Source organism: Aquamicrobium zhengzhouense (assembly GCF_016124105.1).
Classification (GTDB): domain Bacteria; phylum Pseudomonadota; class Alphaproteobacteria; order Rhizobiales; family Rhizobiaceae; genus Aerobium; species Aerobium zhengzhouense.
Genome location: NZ_JADGMQ010000005.1, coordinates 117,374 through 139,514, shown reverse-complemented (window position 1 = coordinate 139,514; position 22,141 = coordinate 117,374). Strand labels below are relative to the sequence as shown.

Below are 22,141 nucleotides of genomic sequence, written 5' to 3'. Positions count from 1 at the left end.
GGTCAGCCTTGGTAGCGCTGGAAAACCAGCGTTGCGTTGGTGCCGCCGAACCCGAACGAGTTTGAAAGTACGGTATCGATCTTGGCATTCTCAATGCGCTCGCGCACGACCGGCATACCCTCGAACTCCGGATCGAAGTCTTCGATATGCGCGCTCTCGCCGATAAAGCCGCCCTGCATCATCAGGATCGAGTAGATCGATTCCTGAACGCCAGCAGCGCCGAGCGAGTGGCCGGTGAGCGACTTGGTGGACGAGATCGCCGGCAGCTTGTCGCCAAGCACTTCGCGGATGGCGGCCATTTCCTTCGAATCGCCAACCGGCGTCGAAGTGCCATGCGTGTTGATGTAATCGATGTCGCCGGTGACGGTGGACATGGCCTGACGCATGCAGCGGATCGCGCCTTCGCCCGACGGTGCGACCATGTCGTAGCCGTCCGAGGTTGCGCCGTAGCCAACGACTTCAGCGTAGATCTTCGCGCCGCGTGCCTTGGCATGCTCGAGTTCTTCGAGAACGATAACGCCTGCACCGCCAGCGATGACGAAGCCGTCACGGTTGGCGTCATATGCGCGCGAAGCAACCGACGGGCGGTCGTTGAACTTCGACGACATCGCGCCCATCGCGTCGAACAGGTTCGACATCGTCCAGTCGAGATCTTCGTGGCCGCCGGCAAAGACCATGTCCTGCTTGCCGAACTGGATCAGCTCATACGCATTGCCGATGCAGTGCGCCGAGGTCGAGCAAGCCGACGAGATCGAGTAGTTGACGCCGTGGATCTTAAAGAAGGTGGCAAGGGTAGCCGAGGCGGTCGAGGACATTGCCTTCGGCACAGCGAACGGCCCGATGCGCTTGGGGCTGTTGTTCGCCTTCGTGATCTCGGCAGCTTCAACGATCGTCTTGGTCGAGGCGCCGCCGGAGCCCATGATGATGCCGGTGCGCTCATTCGACACATCGCTGTCTTCGAGACCTGCATCGGTGATCGCCTGCTGCATGGCGACATAGTTCCATGCGCCACCGCGGTGCAGGAAGCGCATGGCGCGCCTGTCTACGAGATCCGTCGGGTCAAGCGTCGGGGCGCCCCAGACCTGGCAGCGGAAGCCGTGCTCTGCAAAGACATCCGAAAAGGTGATGCCAGACTTTGCATCAAACAGCGAAGCCTGAACCTCGTCTGCGTTGTTTCCGATGGAGGAAACGATTCCCAGTCCGGTGACGACAACTCGTCTCATATGGCGCTCCTTGAATACTGCGCGGCGGGATCGGCCGTTTAGGCCGATTCCTGCTTCGACAAGCCCACGCGCAGATCGGTGGCCTTGTAAATCTGTTCTCCGTCGGCCTTCAGCCAGCCGTCAGCTGTGCCCAGGACCAGGCGGCCGCGCATAACGCGCTTGAAGTCGACACCGTACTCGACCTTCTTGACCGAAGGCGTGACCATGCCTTTGAACTTCACTTCGCCGGTGGAAAGGGCCATGCCCTTGCCCGGCTCGCCCAGCCAGCCGAGGAAGAAACCCGTCAGCTGCCACATGGCGTCGAGGCCAAGGCAGCCCGGCATGATCGGATTGCCCGGGAAGTGGCAAGGGAAGAACCAATGGTCCGGCTTGATCTCCAACTCGGCGCGAACGAAGCCCTTGTCGAACTCGCCACCGGTCTCGCTGATCTCGGTGATGCGATCGAACATGAGCATCGGCGGGGCTGGAAGCTGGGCGTTCCCTGGCCCGAACAGCTCTCCGCGAGAGCAGGCCAGCAGATCTTCATATTCATAGCTCGACTTCTGTTCGAACATCGTTCGTAGCGGTCCCTTTGCCTCGGCACGGTCGTATCGTGCTTATAATCCGTGACAATCCCCTATCATAGACTGCATGGGACAGGAAATCGCCGCAGCGGCTTAACGTGCTCAGACGAGACGGTCAACGTGCCGCTATTGATCGGCTATCATGAACCGAATATATGTTGACAATGGAATGATGGGCTCAAGTGCCATCTGCAACAGGAAAGTGCTGTCTTGACGGATAAGCATAATACAAAGTCATGTGATTTGGAGGCACGGGTTCGCGCGGCTGGGCTGCGCCCGACGCGTCAACGAGTTGCGCTGGCTGATCTCCTGTTTGCGAAGGGCGATCGGCACCTTTCAGCCGAAGAGCTGCACGAAGAAGCGCTTGATGCGGGCGTCACCGTCTCATTGGCGACCGTATACAATACCCTGCATCAGTTCACCGATGTCGGACTTCTTCGCATCCTGGCGGTCGAAGGCTCGCGGACCTATTTCGACACCAACACGTCCGACCACCATCATTTCTTCGTTGAAGGTGAAAACCGCGTGATGGACATCGACACGGGCGCAGTGACGGTCAACAACCTTCCAGAGCCGCCGGAAGGTATGGAAATCGCCAATGTCGATATCGTGGTGCGTCTGCGCTCAAAGTCGTTCTGAGTGCGGCGTGATCTAAACGCGAAGGGCTTGGCGGGATCTGAATCCCGCCGTCTGCGTGATCAGTCCTTGTAGACCTCGCCGGGATATGCGCCCCAGATCTGCGTCTGGCTGATCCAGCCGCGATGTCCGGAAAACTCCATTTCGCACCACTGGCCGTCGCATTCCTTGATCGTGCCGATGACGCCAGGCTGCAGGCGGGCAACGATGCGCGAGCTTGTGTCCGGTCCTGCTCGCAACATCAGCTCTGCCTCCTTGCCCTGCTGCCACGGGGCAGCAATCGCGGTGCGGCGGCCTGACAGCAAGGACTGGTTGATCCAGCCTTCTGCGCCTTCGGCGTCGCGCACGCGCCGCCAATTGTCAAACTCCTGGATGATTTCCATCGGTACGCCAGCCTTGGTGTACATCCACTCGACGGGATAGTTGAGGCCAGGGCCGATCCGGAGATTGACCTTGCCGGATTTCAGGCTAACGAATCGGGGGAGAGGAAGGCCGCTCGGGCCGACTGCGGTCGCCTGAGCGAAAACGAGGGGGGGGTGCAGGAACGTGGACAATCCGAGAATTGCGAACGCCGCCATCGTGGCGATCAGGATGGTTCTGGACATCGTGCGGGGGGCCATTTTTTCCAGTACGCTCTACTACAGACTCCGCCTCGGCACGTCTGGCGCGCCGGGACCCTTTTTCTTTGTCATTGGCAGGTCGGCTTGATACACAAGATCGGAGACCGAAGACTGCCGGCACCATTTCCAAGTGTCGCCAATCTTGGTTAAAGAGGTCTCAACAGACCCTTTTATGAGGATGCTATGACCGGCAGGAAAAAGCCTCTCGTCGTGTTGACCCGCAAATTGCCGGACGCGATCGAGACCCGTATGCGGGAGCTTTTTGATGCGCGGCTAAATGTCGAAGACCGCCCGATGACGCAGCCCGAACTTGTGGCTGCGGTGAAAGAAGCTGACGTGCTCGTGCCGACCGTGACAGACCGGATCGATGCGGGCTTGATCGAGCAGGCTGGCCCCAACCTCAAGCTGATCGCCAATTTCGGCAATGGCGTCGACAAGATCGACGTCGCGGCGGCAGCCAAGAAGGGCATCGTCGTCACCAACACGCCCAACGTGCTGACCGAAGATACGGCGGACATGACCATGGCGCTCATGCTTGCCGTGCCGCGTAGGCTGGTCGAAGGCGCAAGTGTCCTGAAGGGCGATGGAAAATGGTCCGGATGGTCGCCTACCTGGATGCTGGGCAACCGTATCTGGGGCAAGCGCCTCGGCATTGTGGGTATGGGACGGATCGGCACCGCAGTTGCCCGCCGCGCCAAGGCGTTCGGCCTGTCGATCCACTATCACAACCGCCGACGGGTTGCGCCCGCCACCGAAGATGCGCTGGAGGCGACTTATTGGGAGAGCCTCGACCAGATGCTCGCCCGTATGGACATCATCTCGGTGAATTGCCCTTCGACGCCCGCCACCTTCCATCTTCTGTCAGCAAGACGGCTGGCGCTGATGCAGCCCAACGCCTTTTTGGTGAACACGGCACGCGGTGATATCATCGACGAGGATGCGCTCATCAAGATGTTGGAAAACGGCAAGCTTGCCGGTGCCGGGTTGGACGTTTTCGAACACGAGCCTGCGGTTAACCCGAAACTGGTTAAGTTGGCCGCGAAAGGCAAGGTGGTGATCCTGCCTCACATGGGTTCGGCGACGATTGAGGGCCGTATCGACATGGGCGAGAAGGTCATCATCAACATCCGCGCCTTCTTTGACGGTCATCGTCCGCCGGATCGGGTGCTGCCGATCAAGGCCTGACGGTCTTGCGGCTAGCCTGGTAGCGCACCGTATCGAACGAGGCGCCCAGGCTGTCATACATCAGCAGGCGCCCGACCAGCGGCTCACCGATGCCGGTGATGAGCTTGATCGCTTCCATCGCCTGAAGAGTGCCGATGACCCCGACAAGAGCCCCGACAATTCCGGCCTCTGCGCAGGACGGAACCAGCCCGGCTGGCGGGGGCTCCGGAAACAGGTCGCGGTAAGACGGGTTCGGACGGGCATCAGGACCTGCCTCGAAGGGCTTCAGCACCGTGACCGATCCGTCAAAGCGCCCGACTGCACCCGTCACCAGGGGGCGCTGGACCGAATGGCAGGCATCAGCCACGGCGTAGCGGGTCGCGAAATTGTCGGTCCCGTCGATAACCAGATCATATCGCGAGACGATATCGGCGATATTTTCGGGGGTGAGACGGATTGGATGCTTCTCTACCTTCACATTCGGATTGATGCGCTTGATGGCATCTTCGGCGCTGTCCACCTTGGTCATGCCAAGCGTCGGCATGCCGTGGATGATCTGGCGCTGCAGATTGGAGAGCGAGACAGTGTCGTCGTCGATGATGCCGAGGGTACCGACGCCGGCACCTGCGAGATAGAACAGGATCGGTGCGCCAAGGCCTCCCGCGCCAACGACGAGGACGCGTGCGCGCTTCAGCTTCTGCTGGCCTGCGCCACCAATTTCGGGCAGCACGATATGGCGCGCGTAGCGCTCCAGTTCTTCATCGGAAAGTGGCGGCGTCTGGTTCATGGCGCCATGATAACGGCTTGAAGCAGCAATGTCAGCGTGAGCTGATGCTACCGCCTGAAACGTTGAGGAATTGTGCGCGGCCCTCGAGTGCGGAGAAGAGAGCTGCGTCGGTGCCGGACATGAAAGCCTGGCAATTCAGCTCTTCGAGAATTTCAAACAGCGCGGCGCGACGCCCCGCGTCGAGGTGAGCGGCAATTTCGTCCAGCAGCAGGACGGGGGCAGAGCGCGTCAGTTCGGCAACAAGGCGCGTATGCGAAAGTACGAGCCCGGTCAGGAGCGCTTTCTGTTCGCCTGTAGAGCAAAGCCCTGCGGGCATATCTTTCGGGCGGTGGCGTACATTGAGGTCGGAGCGATGCGGGCCTTCAAGCGTGCGGCCAGCAGCGCGGTCACGATATCGATTCGCCGATAGCGAGCGCAGAAACGCTTCTTCGACATCGACCGCAGGCTGGTAGGCCAGCGCTTCTTCGAGGGTTCCGGATAAGGCGATGTCTGCCTTGGGGAAGGGGCCATCGGACGGCAAATGCTCGATCATGCCGCACAGGAGCCGGACCATCTCCACTCTGGCTGCCGCGATTGCTGTGCCGGTCTCTGCCATTTGGCGCTCGATTGCCTCGAACCATCCCTCATCGCGCGCATTTTCGCTCAAAAGGCGGTTCCGGCCTCGCATCGCCTTTTCATAATCAAGGGCTCGCCGGCCATGCGACGGATCGATTGCCAGAACCAGCCGATCAATGAAGCGGCGGCGGTCAGAGGCGGGCCCGGTGAACAGCGAATCCATCGACGGAACCAGCCAGATCACACGCAGCCATTCCAGCATCTCGTCTGCTGAACGGGCGGGTGCGCCATTTATGCGAACCTTACGGCCGCTCGCCTCACCATCGCCGATCGTACCGGTACCGATCTCGACCTCGCCAAAAGCACCTTCAATGCGGGCATGGATGGCAAATCCGTTCATCGCCCCGGCGCGGGTAACGTCGTCATGAGAGGCGCGACGCAAGCCACGGCCCGGCGTCAGAAATGAGATCGCTTCGAGGAGATTGGTCTTGCCCGCACCATTGTCGCCGGTCAGGACAATTGCCCCGGGCGAGAAGTCGAGGGACAGGCTGTGATAGTTGCGGAAATCCGTGAGGATAAGCCGTGACACATGCGTCTGCGCTTCCGCCTTCAGCAGCGCACTATCGAAATCCTGTGTCACGGCAGCCGGTCGATGCGCGTGTCGTTACACGCGCATCGGCATTAGCACGTAGAGCGCGTGCTCGTCGCTGGTGTCATGGATAAGGGTCGGTGAACCCGCGTCGGCCAGAAGGAAGCAGGCTTCGGTGCCGGAAAGCTGCGCGGCGACGTCGAGAAGGTATTTCGCGTTGAAACCGATCTCGATTGGATCAGATTCGTAGCCTGCGGCGATCTCTTCCGTCGCACTGCCGGAGTCCGGATTGTTGACCGTCAACGTCACGAGGCCTGAGGCGATAGACAGTTTGACCGCGCGTCCGCGTTCGGACGAAATGGTGGAGACGCGGTCCACCGCCTGCGCGAAGCTCTGACGGTCGATCACGAGCTGTTTGTCGTTGCCGGTCGGGATGACGCGCTGATAGTCGGGGAATGTGCCATCGATCAGCTTGGAAGTGAGGACCACGCTTCCGATCGTGAAGCGGATCTTGGTGTCCGAAAGCTCGACCTGGACCGAGACGTCAGGTGTGTCGACAAGCTTTTGCAATTCGCTGACGGTCTTGCGCGGGATGATGATGCCCGGCATGCCTTCGGAACCTGATGGTGCCTCGACTTCAGCGCGCGCAAGGCGGTGACCGTCGGTTGCGACCGAGCGCAAGGTCAGACGTCCGTCATCTTCATGAGTGTGGAAATAGATGCCGTTCAGGTAGTAGCGCGTCTCTTCGGTCGAGATCGCAAACTGCGTCTTCTCGATCAGGCCCTTGAGGGCAGAGGAATCGATACGGAAGCTGTGGGTGAAGGAGCCTGCGGTGAGCTCGGGAAAGTCGGCCTGTGGCAGGCACTGGAGACGAAAGGACGAGCGACCGGACGCGACCGTCATCGCGTTTCCGTTTTCGTCGAGCTTCAGCATCACCTCGGAGCCGTCCGGCAGCTTGCGGACGATGTCGTACAGAAGATGCGCGGGAACCGTCGTTGCGCCAGTCTGCTCGATGCTGGCAGCAGTCGCCTCGGTTACTTCCAGATCAAGGTCGGTCGCCTTCATTTCGAGGCCGTCTTGCGATGCCGACAGCATGACGTTGGAGAGAATCGGAATGGTGTTCCGGCGTTCGACCACGCGGTGGACGTGGTTCAATGACTTCAGCAGGTTGGAGCGTTCGAGAATGACACGCATGACACGCAATATCCCGCAGTATGTTTTTACAGGGCGGCCAGTATTTCCAGTCAGAATGGCTGGCGCAAATGGAAAATGACCCTGACGGGAAACCGGCCGGAAGGCAAGCCATCCAGCCGGTCTAGTTGTATCCGTGTCGAAAATTTCAACAGGGACGAGCGGGTCAGCTCGTCTGGTCGCTGATGAGACGCTTGAGCAGTTCCACTTCCTGCGCCAGCGTGTTGTCGGACCCCGTCAAACCTTCGATCTTTCGCACAGCGTGGAGCACCGTCGTGTGGTCCCGGCCGCCAAAGCGACGTCCGATCTCCGGAAGCGAACGGGGCGTCATGATCTTCGACAGATACATGGCAACCTGACGCGGCTTCACGATGGTACGCGTGCGGCGGTTCGACAAAAGCTCGACCTTCGACACGTTGTAATGACGTGCGACAACGCGCTGGATGTCTTCAATCCGCACCCGCCTCGGCTCGCCCGAGCGGTACATGTTGCCCAGAACTTCATCCACCCACTCGACCGACATTTCCGGCTCGAACGACTGGCGGAACAGGATCTGGTTGAACGCACCTTCCAGTTCACGTCCGCTGCCCGTGACTGCCTGAGCGATGTGGCTCAGGATCTCGTCCGGAAGCTTCAGTGACGGGTCTTCCGCTGCAGCAGCCTCATAACGCTGGCGAAGGATCGCAAGACGCATCTCGTAGTCAGGTGTCGCAAGCTCAAGCGCCACGCCACCATTGAGGCGCGATCTCACGCGCGGCTCGAGCGATTCCAGCTCTGCGGGCGGACGGTCTGCCGCGACCACCACCTGCTTTGCGCTGTCGAGCAGCATGTTGATCAGGTGGCAGAACTCGTGCTGGATCGACTTGCCCTGCAGGAACTGCATGTCATCGATGATCAGAAGGTCGATGTCGCGCAGCTGCTCCTTGAGGTGGAGCGCATAATTGTCACGGATTGCCGTCGCAAAGCGCCACATGAAATACTCTGCCGTCAGGTAGACGACGCGAGCCTGCGGCCGCTGGCGGATCGCTTCTGCAGCAATTGCCTGCAGGATGTGTGTCTTACCGAGGCCAACAGAGGCATGCAGGAAAAGCGGGTTGAAGCGCAGGGCAGTCGGCGAAAACTCTGCAACAGCCCGTGCCGCAGCAAATGCCACGCGGTTCGACGGACCTTCAACGAAGGAATCGAAGGTGTAGCGTGCATCCAGCGGAGAGCCGAGCACCGACTGCTTGCCCTGCGTGTCCTGTGCTGCACTGCCGCGACCTGCAGAAGCCCTGGCCGCCTGCTCGCCGCTCGCTGCCATCGGGGTGGCAGCAGGCGCAGCCGGACGCTGAGTGGAACGCGTGGTTGTGCGCTCTTCTACAGGCTGGATGACCGCGCGCACTGCCGAGCGCACGACAATCTCGACGCGCAGGGTGGATGGATCGCTCTGCTTCCACAATTCGGAAATGAGCTCGACATAGTGGCTGTTGATCCACTGGCGCAGGAATGCCGTAGGCACAGAGAGTCTGATCAGACCCTTGGAAACCTCGGCGAGCTGCATCCTGCCAAACCAGCTGGAGTAGACATCATTACCAAGCCGGGCCTTCAGTTGCGCCTTCACGCGCTCAAAGTTTGCTTCGGGCCCGCTCGACTGAGTCATGCCTTCACCCTCATCAATCCCGCTGCCATGAATAAGCGAAGCGTTCTCGCCTCGCGCCGCAATGCCGCCGTGCATGCAATAAATCCCTGTCTTTAACGCCCTGCGCGTGTCCCTGCCGATTGTGTCTCGACGCCTTTGCATCGGCCCGATCTCGTCGGGTGTTTCTCGGCTTGGTGGCACGCTGTTTATCTGTTGCCCTGTCGGCTGTTTGCGATCCTCGCGCTTGCCCTTCCTTCTGCACAGCCCGTCCCGTCACGGAGCTTACTCCTCTGCCGGGCAGGCAAAATGATGTCGTTCCCAGAGCGCATGCCCTGAGTCAAATTGTCCTAAGTCTGGGTAGTCCCCTTAGTCTCGAAAGAGCAAAGGTCGCCTCCCGTGAGCTTGCGCTCACGTGCACTGTCGCTGCTGTCTGGCTAGATCAGCAAGGCTTTTGGGCCCCGCCCTTCGATGTCCAGACACTACAAAAAATGGCGGCGAGAGGGCAAGTGATCCACCGGGAATTTTTCCTGCCTCAAGGCCGCTTCGGCCCTTGACTCGCAACCCGGCAAGAGGAGGCAGGCCACAAAGTCTTTTTGATTCAAAACCTTTTGCATATCGGCCTGAGAATCACCCCCGGCAAACAAATTCTTCTTGACATGATTGGGTGAGCGCCGAGCCCGCGAGAGAATCTCCGATAGAATCTCAACCGTAGATAAGCCCTTGAAAACAAACGATATTTTATGAGGAGGTTGAAGATGCGGGAATCGTCAAAATTTCACGGATTCAGTCGCCTCACACCTAGGGTTGCAAACCGATTCCATCGCGAGGACTGCGCGCGGAAACTATTCCCAAGAAATTCGGGCAACAAAAAACCCGGCACCAAAGGTACCGGGTTTTTCCGAATTCAAACTGAAGGCTCGTCGCTTACGCGCTGAGCGACTTCACGCGCTGAGCAAGGCGCGATACCTTGCGGGCAGCAGTGTTGCGGTGGATGACACCCTTGGAAGCAGCGCGCATCAGCTCAGGCTGTGCCTCTGCGAAAGCTGCCTGTGCAACTTCCTTGTTACCCGATGCCAGTGCTTCCTCGACCTTGCGAAGGAAGGTGCGAACGCGCGAGCGGCGGTTCTTGTTGACCGCAGTGCGGCGGGCGATTTTTCGCGTAGCCTTCTTGGCCGAAGACGTATTGGCCATGGTGCCTCTCTCTCGAACTGATGTCTGTACTCGCAAAAGACGTACCGAAAGGATACGGTCACGAGAACGCTCTATAACACAAGGGGCGGCACGGGGGCCGCCTCAGTTGCGCTGGCTTATAGAATAGCTTTGTTCATACGTCAACGGTTGAATCCGGCCGGATCATCGGTTCGTGAAGTTGGCTTTGCGCTTCTCGACGAATGCGCTCATTCCCTCTTTCTGGTCATCGAGCGCAAACATGGAGTGAAATAGTCGGCGTTCGAAGCGAAGCCCTTCCGCGAGCGTTGTCTCATAGGCGCGGTTGACCGCCTCCTTGTTCATCATCACTGCGGGCATGGAGAGATTCGCGATCTTTTCTGCCGCACCGATTGCCTCGGAAAGAAGGTCAGCTACCGGCACCACGCGAGACACCAGACCTGATCGCTCGGCCTCGGCGGCATCCATCATGCGGCCGGTCAGGCACATGTCCATGGCCTTGGACTTGCCGACGAAGCGGGTCAGGCGCTGGGAGCCACCCATGCCGGGCATGACGCCAAGTGTGATTTCGGGCTGGCCGAACTTTGCGTTCTCGCCGGCAATGATGAAGTCGCACATCATCGCCAACTCACAGCCGCCGCCCAGCGCGTAACCTGCAACAGCAGCGATGACGGGCTTGCGAATGCGCAAAAGCCCGTCCCATTCCGCGAACAGGTCGCCCGCGAAGACCTCGGCATAGGTCTTGCTCTGCATTTCCTTGATATCGGCACCGGCTGCGAAGGCCTTTTCCGAGCCCGTAATAACGATTGCGCCAACGGCGTCGTTGGCTTCATAGCCTTGCAGCGCTGCAACGACCTCAGCCATCACGGTCGTGTTGAGGGCATTGAGCGCCTGAGGGCGGTTCAGGGTGATGATGCCCACTTTGCCGCGGGTTTCGACAAGGATTGTTTCGTAAGCCATCATCATCTCCCTGAAATTGTCACTTCTGACATGAGGTGCAGTAGAAGGTTGAGCGTCCACCCTGGACCATTCGGCCGACCCCTCCCTCGCAGCCCTTGCGAAGGCACGGTTGTCCCGCGCGATCATAGACTTTGAACGAGTGCTGGAAATAGCCCATTGAGCCGTCCGTCTGGACATGGTCGCGCAGCGATGAGCCGCCGGCGACGATGGCCTCGGCGATGACAAGTCTGATCGCCTCCGCGAGGGCGGCGCACAAGATGGTATCGGCGGCAATCTCTCTTGCCTCGCGGCGCGGATCGATGCCGGTCCGCCACAGGGCCTCGCAGACATAGATATTGCCCAAGCCAGCGATCAGGCGTTGATCGAGCAGCGCGCTTTTGATCGGTGTCCGCCTTCCGGCGAGGAGGCTCTGCAGCAGTGGCCCGTCGAGCGCGTTGCCGGTCGGCTCGACCCCAAGCCCGATGAGGGACGGGTGGCTGTCGATCGATGCAGCATCGCTGAACAGCATGAAGCCGAAACGACGGGGGTCATTATATATTACCCGTCGATGTGCGCCCTCTCGGTCTTCCAGATGAAAGACCACGTGGTCATGCGCTTCGTTCTTTGAGCGTTCGTGGTGAAATTCACCGACAGTGCCGTCGGTCACATCGTTTTGAATGCGAAACGATCCTGACATGCCAAGATGGCAGATCAGGATCGGGTCACGGTCAAGATGAACGATGAGATATTTCGCTCGCCGGCCGAGGGAGACAATCCGGCGTCCCGTCAGCGCCTCGACAAAGTCCGCGGGAAACGGACAGCGAAGATTGGGGCGCCGCTGCTCGACATCACGGATGAGGGCTCCCTCCATGACGGGCTCCAGACCCCGTCGGACTGTCTCTACTTCAGGAAGTTCAGGCATCTCGTTTGATCAGATCCAGAAAGGAATTGCCGTGCTGGCCGGGGGCGATGCCAAGGTGCTGCGCGATGGTTTCGCCAACATCCGCAAAGGAAGGTCTAACACCGACGCTGCCAGGCACAAATGATGGACCGGACCCGAGGACCGGCACCCGCTCGCGCGTGTGGTCGGTGCCCTGCCAGGTCGGATCGCAGCCATGGTCGGCGGTGATCATCAGGAGATCGCCATCCCGCATCAGGGAAAGCGCCTGCGGCAACCGGGCATCGAACGCCTCAAGCGCTGCAGCATAGCCTGCAACATCGCGGCGGTGGCCGAAATTGGTGTCGAAGTCCACGAAGTTTGCAAAGACGAGGTCACCGTCACCGGCTTCCGCCATGGCGTCCAGCAGAGCCTCGAACATACGCATGTTGTCGGGCGCTTTGCGAATCGTGCTTATGCCTCTTTGAGCAAAGATGTCAGCGATTTTTCCAACGGCATGAACCTTGCGGCCAGCCGCGGTCAGGCGGTCCAGCAATGTCGGTGCCGGCGGGGGCGTCGCGAAATCCTTGCGGTTTGCGGTCCGGACAAACGTATCGCGCGTTTCCCCAATGAAGGGGCGGGCAATCACGCGGCCGATCCGCAGATCATCGGCAAGGAGGCGGGCAATGCGGCAGACCTCGTAAAGGCGTTCGAGGCCGAAATGCTCCTCATGCGCCGCGATCTGAATAACGGAGTCGACCGACGTGTAGATGATCGGTTTGCCTGTCCGGATATGCTCCTCGCCAAACTCTTCAATCACGGGAATACCGGCAGCGTGCTTGTCCGCGAGGATGCCCGGGATGTTCGCTTGCCTCATCAAGGCGTGCGTAAAGGAGGTCGGGAAGGATGGTTCAGACTGAGGAAGATAGCCCCAGTCGAAATCGACTGGCAGTCCGGCCAGTTCCCAGTGGCCGGAGGGCGTATCTTTGCCCTTCGAGGTTTCGGTGGCAGCAGCGAAGAAGCCGCTGGTAATAGTGTCGGGCAATTCATGGGCGCAGGCAAGGGCTGCTGCGTGCGCAAGCCCGAGTGATTCCATATGAGGCAGATGAAGCGCGCCCGCACGCAGCTCCTCTACATCGGCAAGTCCCGCCGCGCACGCAGTCCTGATGTGTTCGAACGTGTTGGCACCCTCGTCGCCATAGGCAGCCGCGTCGGGCGCGCCACCAATGCCGAAGGAGTCGAGGACAAGGAGAAATGCTCGGGACATTTATGCGCCGTTCGCCATGAAGAATCGATCACAGATATGATCCTCTCCCCGCGTTGGCAATCCGAGAGCTGTCGGGAGAACAGCCGATCAGCAGTTGTTACAGGTGATGGTGGATGTCGTGCGGGGGCGCAGATAGTAGCTTTCGCCCATCTGGATCCTGTCGAAAGCGCCTACGAGGCCAAGGGACGCTTTCGCATCTGCCGCCCAAGTAATGACGGGGCGATAATCCAGCGAGGCTTTCACCTGAACCAAAAAGGTGCCCTTGACCTTCAAGCTCTCCGGGATCGAAACCTCGGTACCCTTCGTAGTTCCGGCGGACGTCTTGTTGTTGACGCTCTTCCTTGACCACGCAACGCGTGCACGAGGCTTGTTTTCATTGGTAACCTCGATGCCGATGATCTCAATGGAAGGGACGGTGCGGTTGTAGGGATAGACGATCGCCTTTCCGATATCCATGATCTCATCAAGGGTGGTGGCAGACATGCTCCCCTGTGTCACGAGATCTGCCACCATGGAAGATATTCTGCTGACCTTTTTATTTGTCTCGATTGCTTGCGAAACTTCCATGGAAAGAAAGTAAAGCACAAACAAAATCGGTGCGATGAGTGCAAACTCAACTGCAGCGACGCCGCGCTGGTTGTGGGCCAGAGACCGCAGCTGCGAGCGGAGCCATGCGAAAGGCCGGTTCAAGGCTTGTATCGATGAATTCATAGCGCTGCCTCGGCTCCTAGTCATCGAACAGCTCATTTCGCCAGGTGACGCTGGCGTAATGGAGGGTCTTGCCGCCCTTAATGTTGGACATGGACTGGCGCAGGATGTCGGTCATGACCGGCCAGCGATAAAAGGTGCGAAGCTGGTTGATGGTGCCGGATTTGCCAAGCTCCGCCCCGAAATCACTGTCATCGACGTCGTCATTCTTGAACTTGATCCGGGCATCGGCAGCCTCAGTGAATGTCGAATAGCTCTTCAGATCGACGAGAAGTCCCGGGCAGCCTTTCGAGACAATGATTTCGATTTTTTCGCAGACCTTGCCACGAACGAAGGCGATGTTCTTCTTCTCGTCCTTGTCCAGATCTCGTACGCGTACCTGGCCGGTCCGAAGCTCCCGGGCTACCTCGTCAGTTGCGTTCATCAGAAGCTGGTTGCCGGCGAAGGAGATGCAGCTCTCCAGAATGGCAAACACCAGGAGCGAGAACGGTATCGCAAGAACAGCGAACTCGACGACGACGCTGCCAGCATCGTCCCGCGAGAAGTAACGCAGTTCAAACTTCCGTTTTCCGGATTGCCTGATCTGATCTGATTTTACCTGCACGATGCAGTCCCCCGCGACTTATACTGCAAGGTTACATGCGTCGTGTTTATGTCCCGTTTTGGGGATTGCGCGAATGCGACCGTTTCCGGAAAGAACTTGTTAGCGCCTGTCGCGCTGCATCAAGCCTAGGTTGCGAGGCGTTTGGCGCGTCAGTGACCGAAGTTCTGGGCGCTCTGCGCCTGCTGCTCCGCTTCATTCATATAGGCGCCTTCGCAGAAGGGCGAGCATGAGAGAGTCTGTACCTGCGCGCGGCGGTACACCCTGACCGTGTTGGCTGTGTTCCGGGATACGGCGATCTGCTCATCCACGATGACTTCACCGTCTGCATCGATAACCACCATATTGGTGACCCCGAAACCTTTACCTGTCAGAACAAGAGTAGAGGCGTCTTGGACGGAAGCATCCGCAATATTCGGGTTGCCGATGATAATAGTGTCTGCTGCGCGGGCAAGCTTTACAATCCGGGCCTGGTTCATCTCGACCATGATCGGTTCAGCGCTGGCAGCGCCGACCATCAACGTGGCGACAGCCATTCCCAGTATTGCCGAGCTCAAATAAACAGAAACCTGACGCAACATCTGCGTTCTCCCGCGCCACTACTGAGCGGAAAGTGCGGGAGAATGGTGAATCAACGGTTAAACAACCTGCTTGATCCTGCAGGAATTGCTGCTGTGAAAGGGCGCGCAAAGAATTGTATCGGATTTTAAGTAGTACTTCATCGGAGCTTAACCAAGCAAGGAAGAGCTCCAAGTAAAGATTTCGGTAATCGTGTTTCTTAAGGTGGCGGCAATTGAGGGTCAGTATAGTCAAGCCATCCGATCAACACGGCAGAACGTTGACGGAGAGCTGTAAACACCTGGAGCTAGGAGTCTCGCATGTCAAAGTTCATTGCACGTTTTGTAAAAGACGAATCCGGCGCTACTGCCATCGAATACGGTCTGATCGCCGCGCTAATTGCAGTTGCGATTATCGCTGGAGCTACGACGCTTGGTGGTAACCTGGACAAACAGTTCACGGCGATCGCCGGCAAGCTGACGACCACTGTTAAGTAATGAGCATCGAATCAGGAGGGTCGCCGTCTCGGCGATCTTTCTGATTCGCAGGTCAGCGCTCGATTTGGCCATGAAGGCTTTGTGAATGCTTGAAGCATTGATCTTTGTTGTCTTTCCCTTCTGCATGGTCTTCGCGATGGTGTCGGATTTGCTTTCGATGACCATCGCCAATCGCGTCTCGGCGATCCTTGTCGTCTCGTTCGTCATTGTCTCGCCATTTGCTGGAATGGATCTCTTTACCATTTCCGGCCACTTCGCTGCTGCCATTGTAGTCTTGTGCGTTACGTTCGCCCTTTTCGCGGCGGGTGTCATGGGTGGCGGAGATGCGAAGCTGCTTGCTTCGACTGCCCTCTGGATGGGGCCATCGGTGGTTCTGATGGAGTACCTCACCTATGGCGCAATATTTGGCGGAACGATTACCTTGGCGATTCTTATGTATCGCGGATCAGTTGTTGCGGCCTATAGCGGTCATAACATTTTCTTGCGCAATCTTGCTGATGAGAAAGCCGGAATACCTTATGGCATCGCCCTAGGGGCGGCAGGGCTCTACGTCTACCCGTCCACTTCATTGGTTCAAACGGTTCTCGATAGGGTCGTTACTGGATGAAACAATGAAAAGCTAAATATTAAGCATTGATGTAAGTTCATCATTAACCATAATTTGACGAATTGAAGGTCAATGTCCGGTCGGCGTATTGAGCGTCTGTATGGGGACCGGACGAATGGCACCATCTCGTGTGATCATACTCGGCATTGCTGTTGCGGCAGCTGTGGGAGCTGGGTACGTCGCCAAGAACATGGCGACAACGCCGGCTGACACGGATTTCCAGGCAGTCGCTCAAGAGCCGGCGGTAGAGCTGGTTGAGGTCATGGTGCTATCCGGCGATGTCCCGATGGGAGCGCCGATCGGCGGCAACATCTCCTGGCAATCATGGCCAGCCGACGGCGTCAACGACGCCTTCATCACCAAGAGCGGCGATCCAAACGCACTCGATGAACTCGGTGGCGCGATAGCGCGTGTTCCTCTTTACGCGGGTGAACCTCTTCGCCGCGCCAAGCTGATTGGTGAGGGGCACAGCTTCATGTCGGCGATCCTGCCATCCGGCAAGCGCGCGGTTGCCACGCGCATTGCGGCCGATACGTCTGCAGGCGGCTTTATTCTTCCCAATGACAATGTCGACGTCATCATGACGCGCAGGTCGACCGACACAGAAAGCGGCGCGGGCGAACGGTACGTTACCGAAACGATCCTGAAGAACATCAGGGTTCTGGCGATCGATCAGGCCATTCAGGAAGATGAGGACGGCAAGCTGGTGCGTGTCGGCGATACGGCGACCCTCGAACTGACGCCGCAGCAGGCAGAAATCATCACGGTTGCGCAACAAATGGCCGACCGTCTCACGCTGGCGCTTCGCTCGGTAGCTGACGCGCAGGAAAAGGTCGATCGTGAGGCTGACTATCTGGTTTACGGGATGGATCGAAGAGGTGTTGTTCGTCTGATCCGCTCCGGTGAGGTGACGGAAGTGGGGGCGGGCAAATGACCGCAGCATCTATACTGACGCGATTTGCCGGAGGCGTAATCGCGATGCTTCTGGCCTGTGGTGGAGCGATGAACCTTTCGCTGCCTGCAGCCTACGCGCAGGGAACCGTAAATGTTTCTTCTCAAAGCGCTCATCAGCGGATCAAGCTTGGCCTGAACAAGTCGAGGGTCATCGATCTTCCGCGCGATGCCTATGACATTCTGGTCGCCAATCCCGCAGTTGCGGATGCGGTGACGCGTACGGCAAGACGCATTTATCTGTTCGGCAAGACCGTCGGCGAAACGAACATCTTCGTCTTTGGCCCGAACGGAGAGCAGGTTGCGAGCCTCGAGATCCAGGTCGAGCGCGATGTGACCGGTTTGGAAGGCTACCTCAAGCGCTTCCTGCCGGAATCGGACATCCGGGCCGAACTGATCAATGACAACGTTGTCTTGACCGGAACAGTCGAGACGCCGCTCGACGCCAAACGGGCCGAAGAACTCGCTCAGCTGTTTGTGTCCGGTGGTGAAGCGACGACTGGCCAATATGCGATGACCGCCGCTGGCGGCAATGCGGCAGGCGGCGTCGACATCAACAACCCGGATCAGCAACGCCGCACCAGCCGTATCGTCAACATGCTGAAGATCGTCGGCGAAGATCAGGTCACGCTCAAGGTCACGGTGGCGGAAGTCAGTCGCAGCGTGATGAAGCAGCTTGGCGTAAATCTGATTGGTGCAGGCAACGTCGATGGCATCTCATGGAGCGCTCTGTCCGAGACGTATCCCGGTCTGGGAAAGTCCCTCTCAGATTCCAATCTGACGCTCCAGCAGGGTCGGCTGAGCTCCTACCTCAGGGCGATGGAACAATCCGGTGTGATGAAGACGCTGGCAGAGCCGACTCTGACTGCTGTGTCTGGAGAGAAGGCGACCTTCCGCGTCGGCGGCGAGTTCAATTTGCTGAGCGAAACCAGCAATGAGGAGCGCGATGACGGCTCGCTGGAACGCAAGTACACCCATCGGCAGATCGAGTATGGCATTGGTCTCGAATTCTTGCCGGTGGTTTTGTCCCCCGGAAGGATCAGCCTGAAGGTGCGGACTTCGGTGTCGGAACCGACCGTCGAAGGATCGATCTCGTCGCATGATTCCAACATCATTTCCATCCGCAAGCGCCTGGCGGACACGACGATCGAACTCCCGTCGGGCGGGTCGATGATGATCGCGGGGCTGGTGCGCGATGATGTGCGGCAGGTGGCCAATGGATTGCCTGGCCTGTCGAAAATCCCGGTTCTGGGATCGCTTTTTCGCAGCCGAGACTTTGTGCGCAACGAGACCGAACTGGTCATCATCGTGACGCCCTACCTGTCAAAGCCGGTGGCGCGAACCGCGCTGGCCAAGCCGGATGACAATTTCAATCCCGCCAGCGATGGCGCCGGCATGTTCCTGAACCGCGTCAATCGCGTCTACGGGACCATGAAGACCGACAAGCCAGCCGGGCGCTACCACGGCGTCGTGGGCTTCATTTACAAGTGATTGGGGACGGGCACATGTGTGAAGGGGCTTTCACGACACTATCTCGCAAGGGAAGCGTGCCGCTGGTGATTGTCATGGCCGCAGCTCTTTTGGGGGGCTGCGCCAACCGGGATAGCATCACGGTGGGCTCGGTGCCGGACGATTACCGGACCAACCATCCGATCGTCGTCGGTGAGCGAGACAAGAAAGTCGATATCCCGGTCGGCAGCATGGACCGCGGCATGACCCGAGTGCAGAAGACGATCGTGGACGGTTTCATGGCCGGATACGACCGCAAGGCTGCTCCGGTCGTATCTCTGCTGGTCCCGCACGGGTCTGGCAATCAGGTGGCGGCAGGTCTGGTGGCGGAAGGTATAGCCAAACGCCTTCATGCCAAGGGCGTCCCTTCCGGGCACATTGCGCATCAGCCTTACGATGCATCGAAATATGGTGCCACCGCTCCCATCCGGCTTGTTTATGCGGAAATGACGGCGTCGACGGGACAGTGCGGACGCTGGCCGAAGGACCTCCTGGAGACCTCGGACAACAAGCACTGGGCGAATTTCGGATGTTCCTATCAGAACAATCTGGCCGCGCAGATCGCAAATCCCGCCGATCTCCTGGGGCCGAGGCAACCTGCGGAAATCGATGCAGCACGCCGGGGTGTGACGATTGACGACTATCGCGATCGCTACACGGACTGGGCTTCCGAAGTTAACTACTGACGGGTGGGCGAGCGATGAACAATCTTGCTTATGAAGACAGCGGATTGCGGACTGAGCAGGACCCGTCAGCCCTGAACGATCTGCGCCTGATCCCACGTATCTCGATCCAGGCATTTTGCGAGACGGAGGCGGTGGCAAGTCCGCTGGAGCGTGCCGCGCTTGATCGTCGGATGGCGAAGGCGCATCTGAAGGTTCACATGGGCGGGATTGCTACGGCAATCGAGTTTTACCAGCAGGCGCAGACCCCCAATCTGATCATCGTTGAATCGCGGGAAGAGCCCAAGCAACTGATTGCTTCACTGGGGCAGCTGGCTGAGGTCTGCGATGCGTCGACGCGCGTCATCGTGATTGGCCATTATAATGATGTGTGGCTCTACCGTGAGCTGATCCGCTTCGGCATTTCCGAATATGTCGTGGCGCCGGTCACGCTGGTCGATATTCTGAGTGTGATCTCCGGCATCTTCGTCGGGCCCGATGCGGAGCCTCTTGGCAAGACGATTGCGTTCGTTGGTGCCAAGGGCGGGGCGGGCTCATCGACCATGGCGCACAATGTCGGTTGGGCGATGTCGACGCTGTTCCGGTCGGAGGTGATTGTCGCGGATCTCGACCTTGCCTTCGGCACGGCCAACATCAATTTCGATCAGGATCCCCCGCAGGGTATTGCCGAAGCGGTGTTTGCGCCGGAGCGTATCGATGAAGTCTATCTCGACCGCCTCCTTGCGCAATGTGCGGAGCATCTCTCGCTTCTCGCATCGCCATCAATGCTGGATCGAACCTATGATTTCGATGGCGACGCCTTCACCACGATCGTCGAGGTCGCTCAGCGCAGCGCGCCGCTGATCGTTCTCGACGTTCCGCATATATGGAGCAATTGGTCCAAGAGCGTGCTGACGCATGCCGATGAGATCGTCATCACGGCAACGCCAGAGCTGGCCAATCTGCGCAATGCGAAAAATCTCGTCGATACGCTTAAGAAACTGCGGCCCAATGACATGCCGCCAAAGTTGATCATCAACCAGGTAGGCATTCCAAAGCGCCCGGAAATTTCACCGGGAGATTTTGCCGAGCCGCTCGGACTCGAGCCGATGGCGGTGATCCCGTTTGACGCCGCATTTTTCGGAGCCAGCGCGAATAACGGGCGGATGCTCGGCGAAATGGATGCCAACCACGCCATCGTGAAGATGGTGAACGAGATCGCCCATGTCGTGACAGGACGGGCGGAAGTCAGGACGAAGAAGAAGGCAGGTTTCGGCGGCATCATCAGCCGGCTGCGGATCAAGAAATAACTCAGGACGTGTGAGCGGTCGTAAATGTTTGGCAGAAGAGGTAGCGACAGGGGTATCCGCGAAACGCCGGAGTTTCGCCCGGCAAGCGCGTCGATTGCCCCGGGCGCCCCAGGCGTGCCGGTTCTCAACGAGCTGGCGGCGAAACCGAGCCAGACGGTGGCAACGCAATACCCGGCAACGACGGCGCGTGCGCCGGAAGCAATGAGTGCTCTTTCCGAGCCGCCGCAGCGCGGACGCCGGGAGCGCAGTGATAGCTATTACGATACCAAGAGCCAGGTCTTCGCGGCGCTGATCGACACGATCGATCTGTCGCAGCTGGCGAAGCTAGAAGCAGACGCTGCGCGCGAAGAAATTCGCGACATCGTCAACGACATCATCGCCATCAAGAACTTTGCGATGTCGATCTCCGAGCAGGAAGAGCTGCTCGAGGACATCTGTAACGACGTCCTGGGCTACGGCCCGCTCGAACCCCTGCTGGCGCGCGATGACATCGCCGACATCATGGTCAACGGGTCGAAGGAAGTGTTCATCGAAGTCGGTGGCAAGGTTGAGAAGACCGGCATCCGCTTCCGCGACAACCAGCAGCTTCTCAACATCTGCCAGCGCATCGTCAGCCAGGTCGGCCGCCGCGTCGACGAATCGAGCCCGATCTGCGACGCGCGTCTGCCAGATGGCTCGCGTGTCAACGTGATCGCGCCACCTCTGGCGATTGATGGCGCTGCGCTGACCATTCGTAAGTTCAAAAAGGACAAGCTGACGCTCGACCAGCTGGTGCGTTTTGGTGCGATCACGCCGGAAGGCGCGGAAGTGCTGAAAATCATCGGCCGTGTGCGCTGCAACGTCGTCATCTCGGGCGGCACCGGCTCGGGCAAGACGACGCTGCTTAACTGCCTGACCAACTATATCGATCGCGACGAGCGCATCATCACCTGCGAGGACTCGGCTGAATTGCAGCTGCAGCAGCCGCATGTCGTGCGCCTTGAAACCCGCCCGCCAAACCTTGAAGGCGAGGGCGAGGTGACGATGCGCGATCTGGTTAAGAACTGCCTTCGTATGCGCCCTGAACGCATCATCGTCGGTGAAGTACGCGGACCGGAGGTGTTCGACCTCTTGCAGGCGATGAACACCGGTCATGACGGCTCGATGGGCACCATCCACGCCAACAGCCCGCGTGAATGCCTCAACCGTATCGAATCAATGATCGCGGTGGGCGGTTACACACTACCGCAAAAGACGGTGCGCGAAATCATCGTCGGCTCGGTCGATATCATCATCCAGGCCGCGCGTCTTCGCGATGGCTCGCGCCGCATCACTCACGTCACTGAAGTGATCGGGATGGAGGGTGACGTGATCATCACCCAAGATCTGATCAACTACGACATCAAGGGTGAGGACGCGCAGGGTCGCCTTCTGGGACAGCACGTATCGACCGGGGTTGCGCGGCCGGCCTTCTGGGATCGCGCAAGCTACTATGGCGAAGAAGCACGCCTGGCGAACGCTCTCGAAGCCATGGAAAAGGCGACCTTATGAACGGTTGGCTTC

General features: G+C 58.9%; 23 protein-coding genes. 9 read left to right on the top strand and 14 right to left on the bottom strand.

Going from position 1 to position 22,141, the window contains the following annotated elements:
• Positions 1–2: 2 nt before the first annotated feature.
• Both fabB and fabA read right to left on the bottom strand, forming a co-directional pair.
• On the bottom strand, positions 3–1,223 hold the full coding sequence (gene fabB, locus IOD40_RS09725; RefSeq protein ID WP_198476343.1) for a beta-ketoacyl-ACP synthase I: 1,221 nt from the start codon (positions 1,221–1,223) through the stop codon (positions 3–5).
• Positions 1,224–1,261: 38 nt separating this feature from the next.
• Positions 1,262–1,777, bottom strand: a complete 516-nt coding sequence (gene fabA, locus IOD40_RS09720) for a 3-hydroxyacyl-[acyl-carrier-protein] dehydratase FabA (RefSeq protein WP_198476342.1) — start codon at positions 1,775–1,777, stop codon at positions 1,262–1,264.
• A 219-nt stretch (positions 1,778–1,996) separates the two neighbouring features.
• On the opposite strand from fabA, the gene irrA reads away from it, so the two are divergent.
• Complete coding sequence (irrA, locus tag IOD40_RS09715) at positions 1,997–2,425, top strand: iron response transcriptional regulator IrrA (RefSeq protein WP_325099701.1); 429 nt, start codon at positions 1,997–1,999, stop codon at positions 2,423–2,425.
• Between the two features lie 59 nt (positions 2,426–2,484).
• On the opposite strand, the gene IOD40_RS09710 is transcribed toward irrA, so the two are convergent.
• Entirely contained in the window at positions 2,485–3,027 is a 543-nt protein-coding gene (locus IOD40_RS09710) for an SH3 domain-containing protein (protein WP_198476341.1), read from the bottom strand.
• Positions 3,028–3,225: 198 nt separating this feature from the next.
• Between IOD40_RS09710 and IOD40_RS09705 the strand changes: the two genes are divergently transcribed.
• Positions 3,226–4,227: a 2-hydroxyacid dehydrogenase gene (locus IOD40_RS09705; protein WP_198476340.1), complete on the top strand. Its 1,002-nt coding sequence runs from the start codon at positions 3,226–3,228 to the stop codon at positions 4,225–4,227.
• Here the strand turns inward: IOD40_RS09705 and IOD40_RS09700 are convergent.
• The 11 genes from IOD40_RS09700 to IOD40_RS09650 all read right to left on the bottom strand — a co-directional run bounded on the left by IOD40_RS09700 (position 4,217) and on the right by IOD40_RS09650 (position 15,086).
• A complete protein-coding gene (locus IOD40_RS09700; protein WP_198476339.1) occupies positions 4,217–4,993 on the bottom strand; it encodes a molybdopterin-synthase adenylyltransferase MoeB in 777 nt (258 codons plus the stop codon). The genes IOD40_RS09705 and IOD40_RS09700 overlap by 11 nt on opposite strands.
• 31 nt (positions 4,994–5,024) lie before the next feature.
• Positions 5,025–6,188, bottom strand: a complete 1,164-nt coding sequence (gene recF, locus IOD40_RS09695) for a DNA replication/repair protein RecF (RefSeq protein WP_325099700.1) — start codon at positions 6,186–6,188, stop codon at positions 5,025–5,027.
• A 24-nt stretch (positions 6,189–6,212) separates the two neighbouring features.
• On the bottom strand, positions 6,213–7,331 hold the full coding sequence (gene dnaN / locus IOD40_RS09690) for a DNA polymerase III subunit beta (protein ID WP_198476338.1): 1,119 nt from the start codon (positions 7,329–7,331) through the stop codon (positions 6,213–6,215).
• Between the two features lie 163 nt (positions 7,332–7,494).
• Entirely contained in the window at positions 7,495–9,042 is a 1,548-nt protein-coding gene (gene dnaA, locus IOD40_RS09685) for a chromosomal replication initiator protein DnaA (protein WP_407649144.1), read from the bottom strand.
• An 828-nt stretch (positions 9,043–9,870) separates the two neighbouring features.
• Positions 9,871–10,137, bottom strand: a complete 267-nt coding sequence (gene rpsT, locus IOD40_RS09680) for a 30S ribosomal protein S20 (RefSeq protein ID WP_198476336.1) — start codon at positions 10,135–10,137, stop codon at positions 9,871–9,873.
• 162 nt (positions 10,138–10,299) lie between these two features.
• Positions 10,300–11,073 carry an enoyl-CoA hydratase gene (locus tag IOD40_RS09675; protein WP_198476335.1) on the bottom strand — a complete coding sequence of 258 codons (774 nt, stop codon included), beginning with the start codon at positions 11,071–11,073 and terminating at the stop codon, positions 10,300–10,302.
• A gap of 19 nt (positions 11,074–11,092) precedes the next feature.
• Entirely contained in the window at positions 11,093–11,974 is an 882-nt protein-coding gene (mutM, locus tag IOD40_RS09670) for a bifunctional DNA-formamidopyrimidine glycosylase/DNA-(apurinic or apyrimidinic site) lyase (RefSeq protein WP_198476334.1), read from the bottom strand.
• The gene (locus IOD40_RS09665) at positions 11,967–13,196 is read right to left on the bottom strand and encodes a phosphopentomutase (RefSeq protein ID WP_198476333.1); all 1,230 of its coding nucleotides are present in this window, start codon (positions 13,194–13,196) and stop codon (positions 11,967–11,969) included. The genes mutM and IOD40_RS09665 overlap by 8 nt, the downstream gene beginning before the upstream one ends.
• A gap of 87 nt (positions 13,197–13,283) precedes the next feature.
• A complete protein-coding gene (locus IOD40_RS09660; RefSeq protein ID WP_233713918.1) occupies positions 13,284–13,886 on the bottom strand; it encodes a TadE/TadG family type IV pilus assembly protein in 603 nt (200 codons plus the stop codon).
• A gap of 37 nt (positions 13,887–13,923) precedes the next feature.
• The gene (locus IOD40_RS09655) at positions 13,924–14,508 is read right to left on the bottom strand and encodes a TadE/TadG family type IV pilus assembly protein (protein ID WP_325099699.1); all 585 of its coding nucleotides are present in this window, start codon (positions 14,506–14,508) and stop codon (positions 13,924–13,926) included.
• 149 nt (positions 14,509–14,657) lie between these two features.
• A complete protein-coding gene (locus IOD40_RS09650) occupies positions 14,658–15,086 on the bottom strand; it encodes a pilus assembly protein N-terminal domain-containing protein (protein WP_198476332.1) in 429 nt (142 codons plus the stop codon).
• A 297-nt stretch (positions 15,087–15,383) separates the two neighbouring features.
• On the opposite strand from IOD40_RS09650, the gene IOD40_RS09645 reads away from it, so the two are divergent.
• The 7 genes from IOD40_RS09645 to IOD40_RS09615 all read left to right on the top strand — a co-directional run bounded on the left by IOD40_RS09645 (position 15,384) and on the right by IOD40_RS09615 (position 22,129).
• Complete coding sequence (locus tag IOD40_RS09645) at positions 15,384–15,560, top strand: Flp family type IVb pilin (RefSeq protein ID WP_198476331.1); 177 nt, start codon at positions 15,384–15,386, stop codon at positions 15,558–15,560.
• 85 nt (positions 15,561–15,645) lie between these two features.
• On the top strand, positions 15,646–16,167 hold the full coding sequence (locus IOD40_RS09640; protein ID WP_198476330.1) for an A24 family peptidase: 522 nt from the start codon (positions 15,646–15,648) through the stop codon (positions 16,165–16,167).
• A 115-nt stretch (positions 16,168–16,282) separates the two neighbouring features.
• The gene (cpaB, locus tag IOD40_RS09635) at positions 16,283–17,101 is read left to right on the top strand and encodes a Flp pilus assembly protein CpaB (protein ID WP_198476329.1); all 819 of its coding nucleotides are present in this window, start codon (positions 16,283–16,285) and stop codon (positions 17,099–17,101) included.
• Between the two features lie 68 nt (positions 17,102–17,169).
• A complete protein-coding gene (locus IOD40_RS09630; RefSeq protein ID WP_233713926.1) occupies positions 17,170–18,609 on the top strand; it encodes a type II and III secretion system protein family protein in 1,440 nt (479 codons plus the stop codon).
• A 14-nt stretch (positions 18,610–18,623) separates the two neighbouring features.
• A complete protein-coding gene (locus tag IOD40_RS09625) occupies positions 18,624–19,313 on the top strand; it encodes a CpaD family pilus assembly protein (RefSeq protein ID WP_198476328.1) in 690 nt (229 codons plus the stop codon).
• Between the two features lie 14 nt (positions 19,314–19,327).
• Positions 19,328–20,599, top strand: coding sequence for an AAA family ATPase (locus IOD40_RS09620; protein ID WP_198476327.1), 1,272 nt, complete (start codon positions 19,328–19,330; stop codon positions 20,597–20,599).
• A gap of 24 nt (positions 20,600–20,623) precedes the next feature.
• Positions 20,624–22,129, top strand: a complete 1,506-nt coding sequence (locus tag IOD40_RS09615; protein WP_198476326.1) for a CpaF family protein — start codon at positions 20,624–20,626, stop codon at positions 22,127–22,129.
• Positions 22,130–22,141 lie beyond the last annotated feature (12 nt).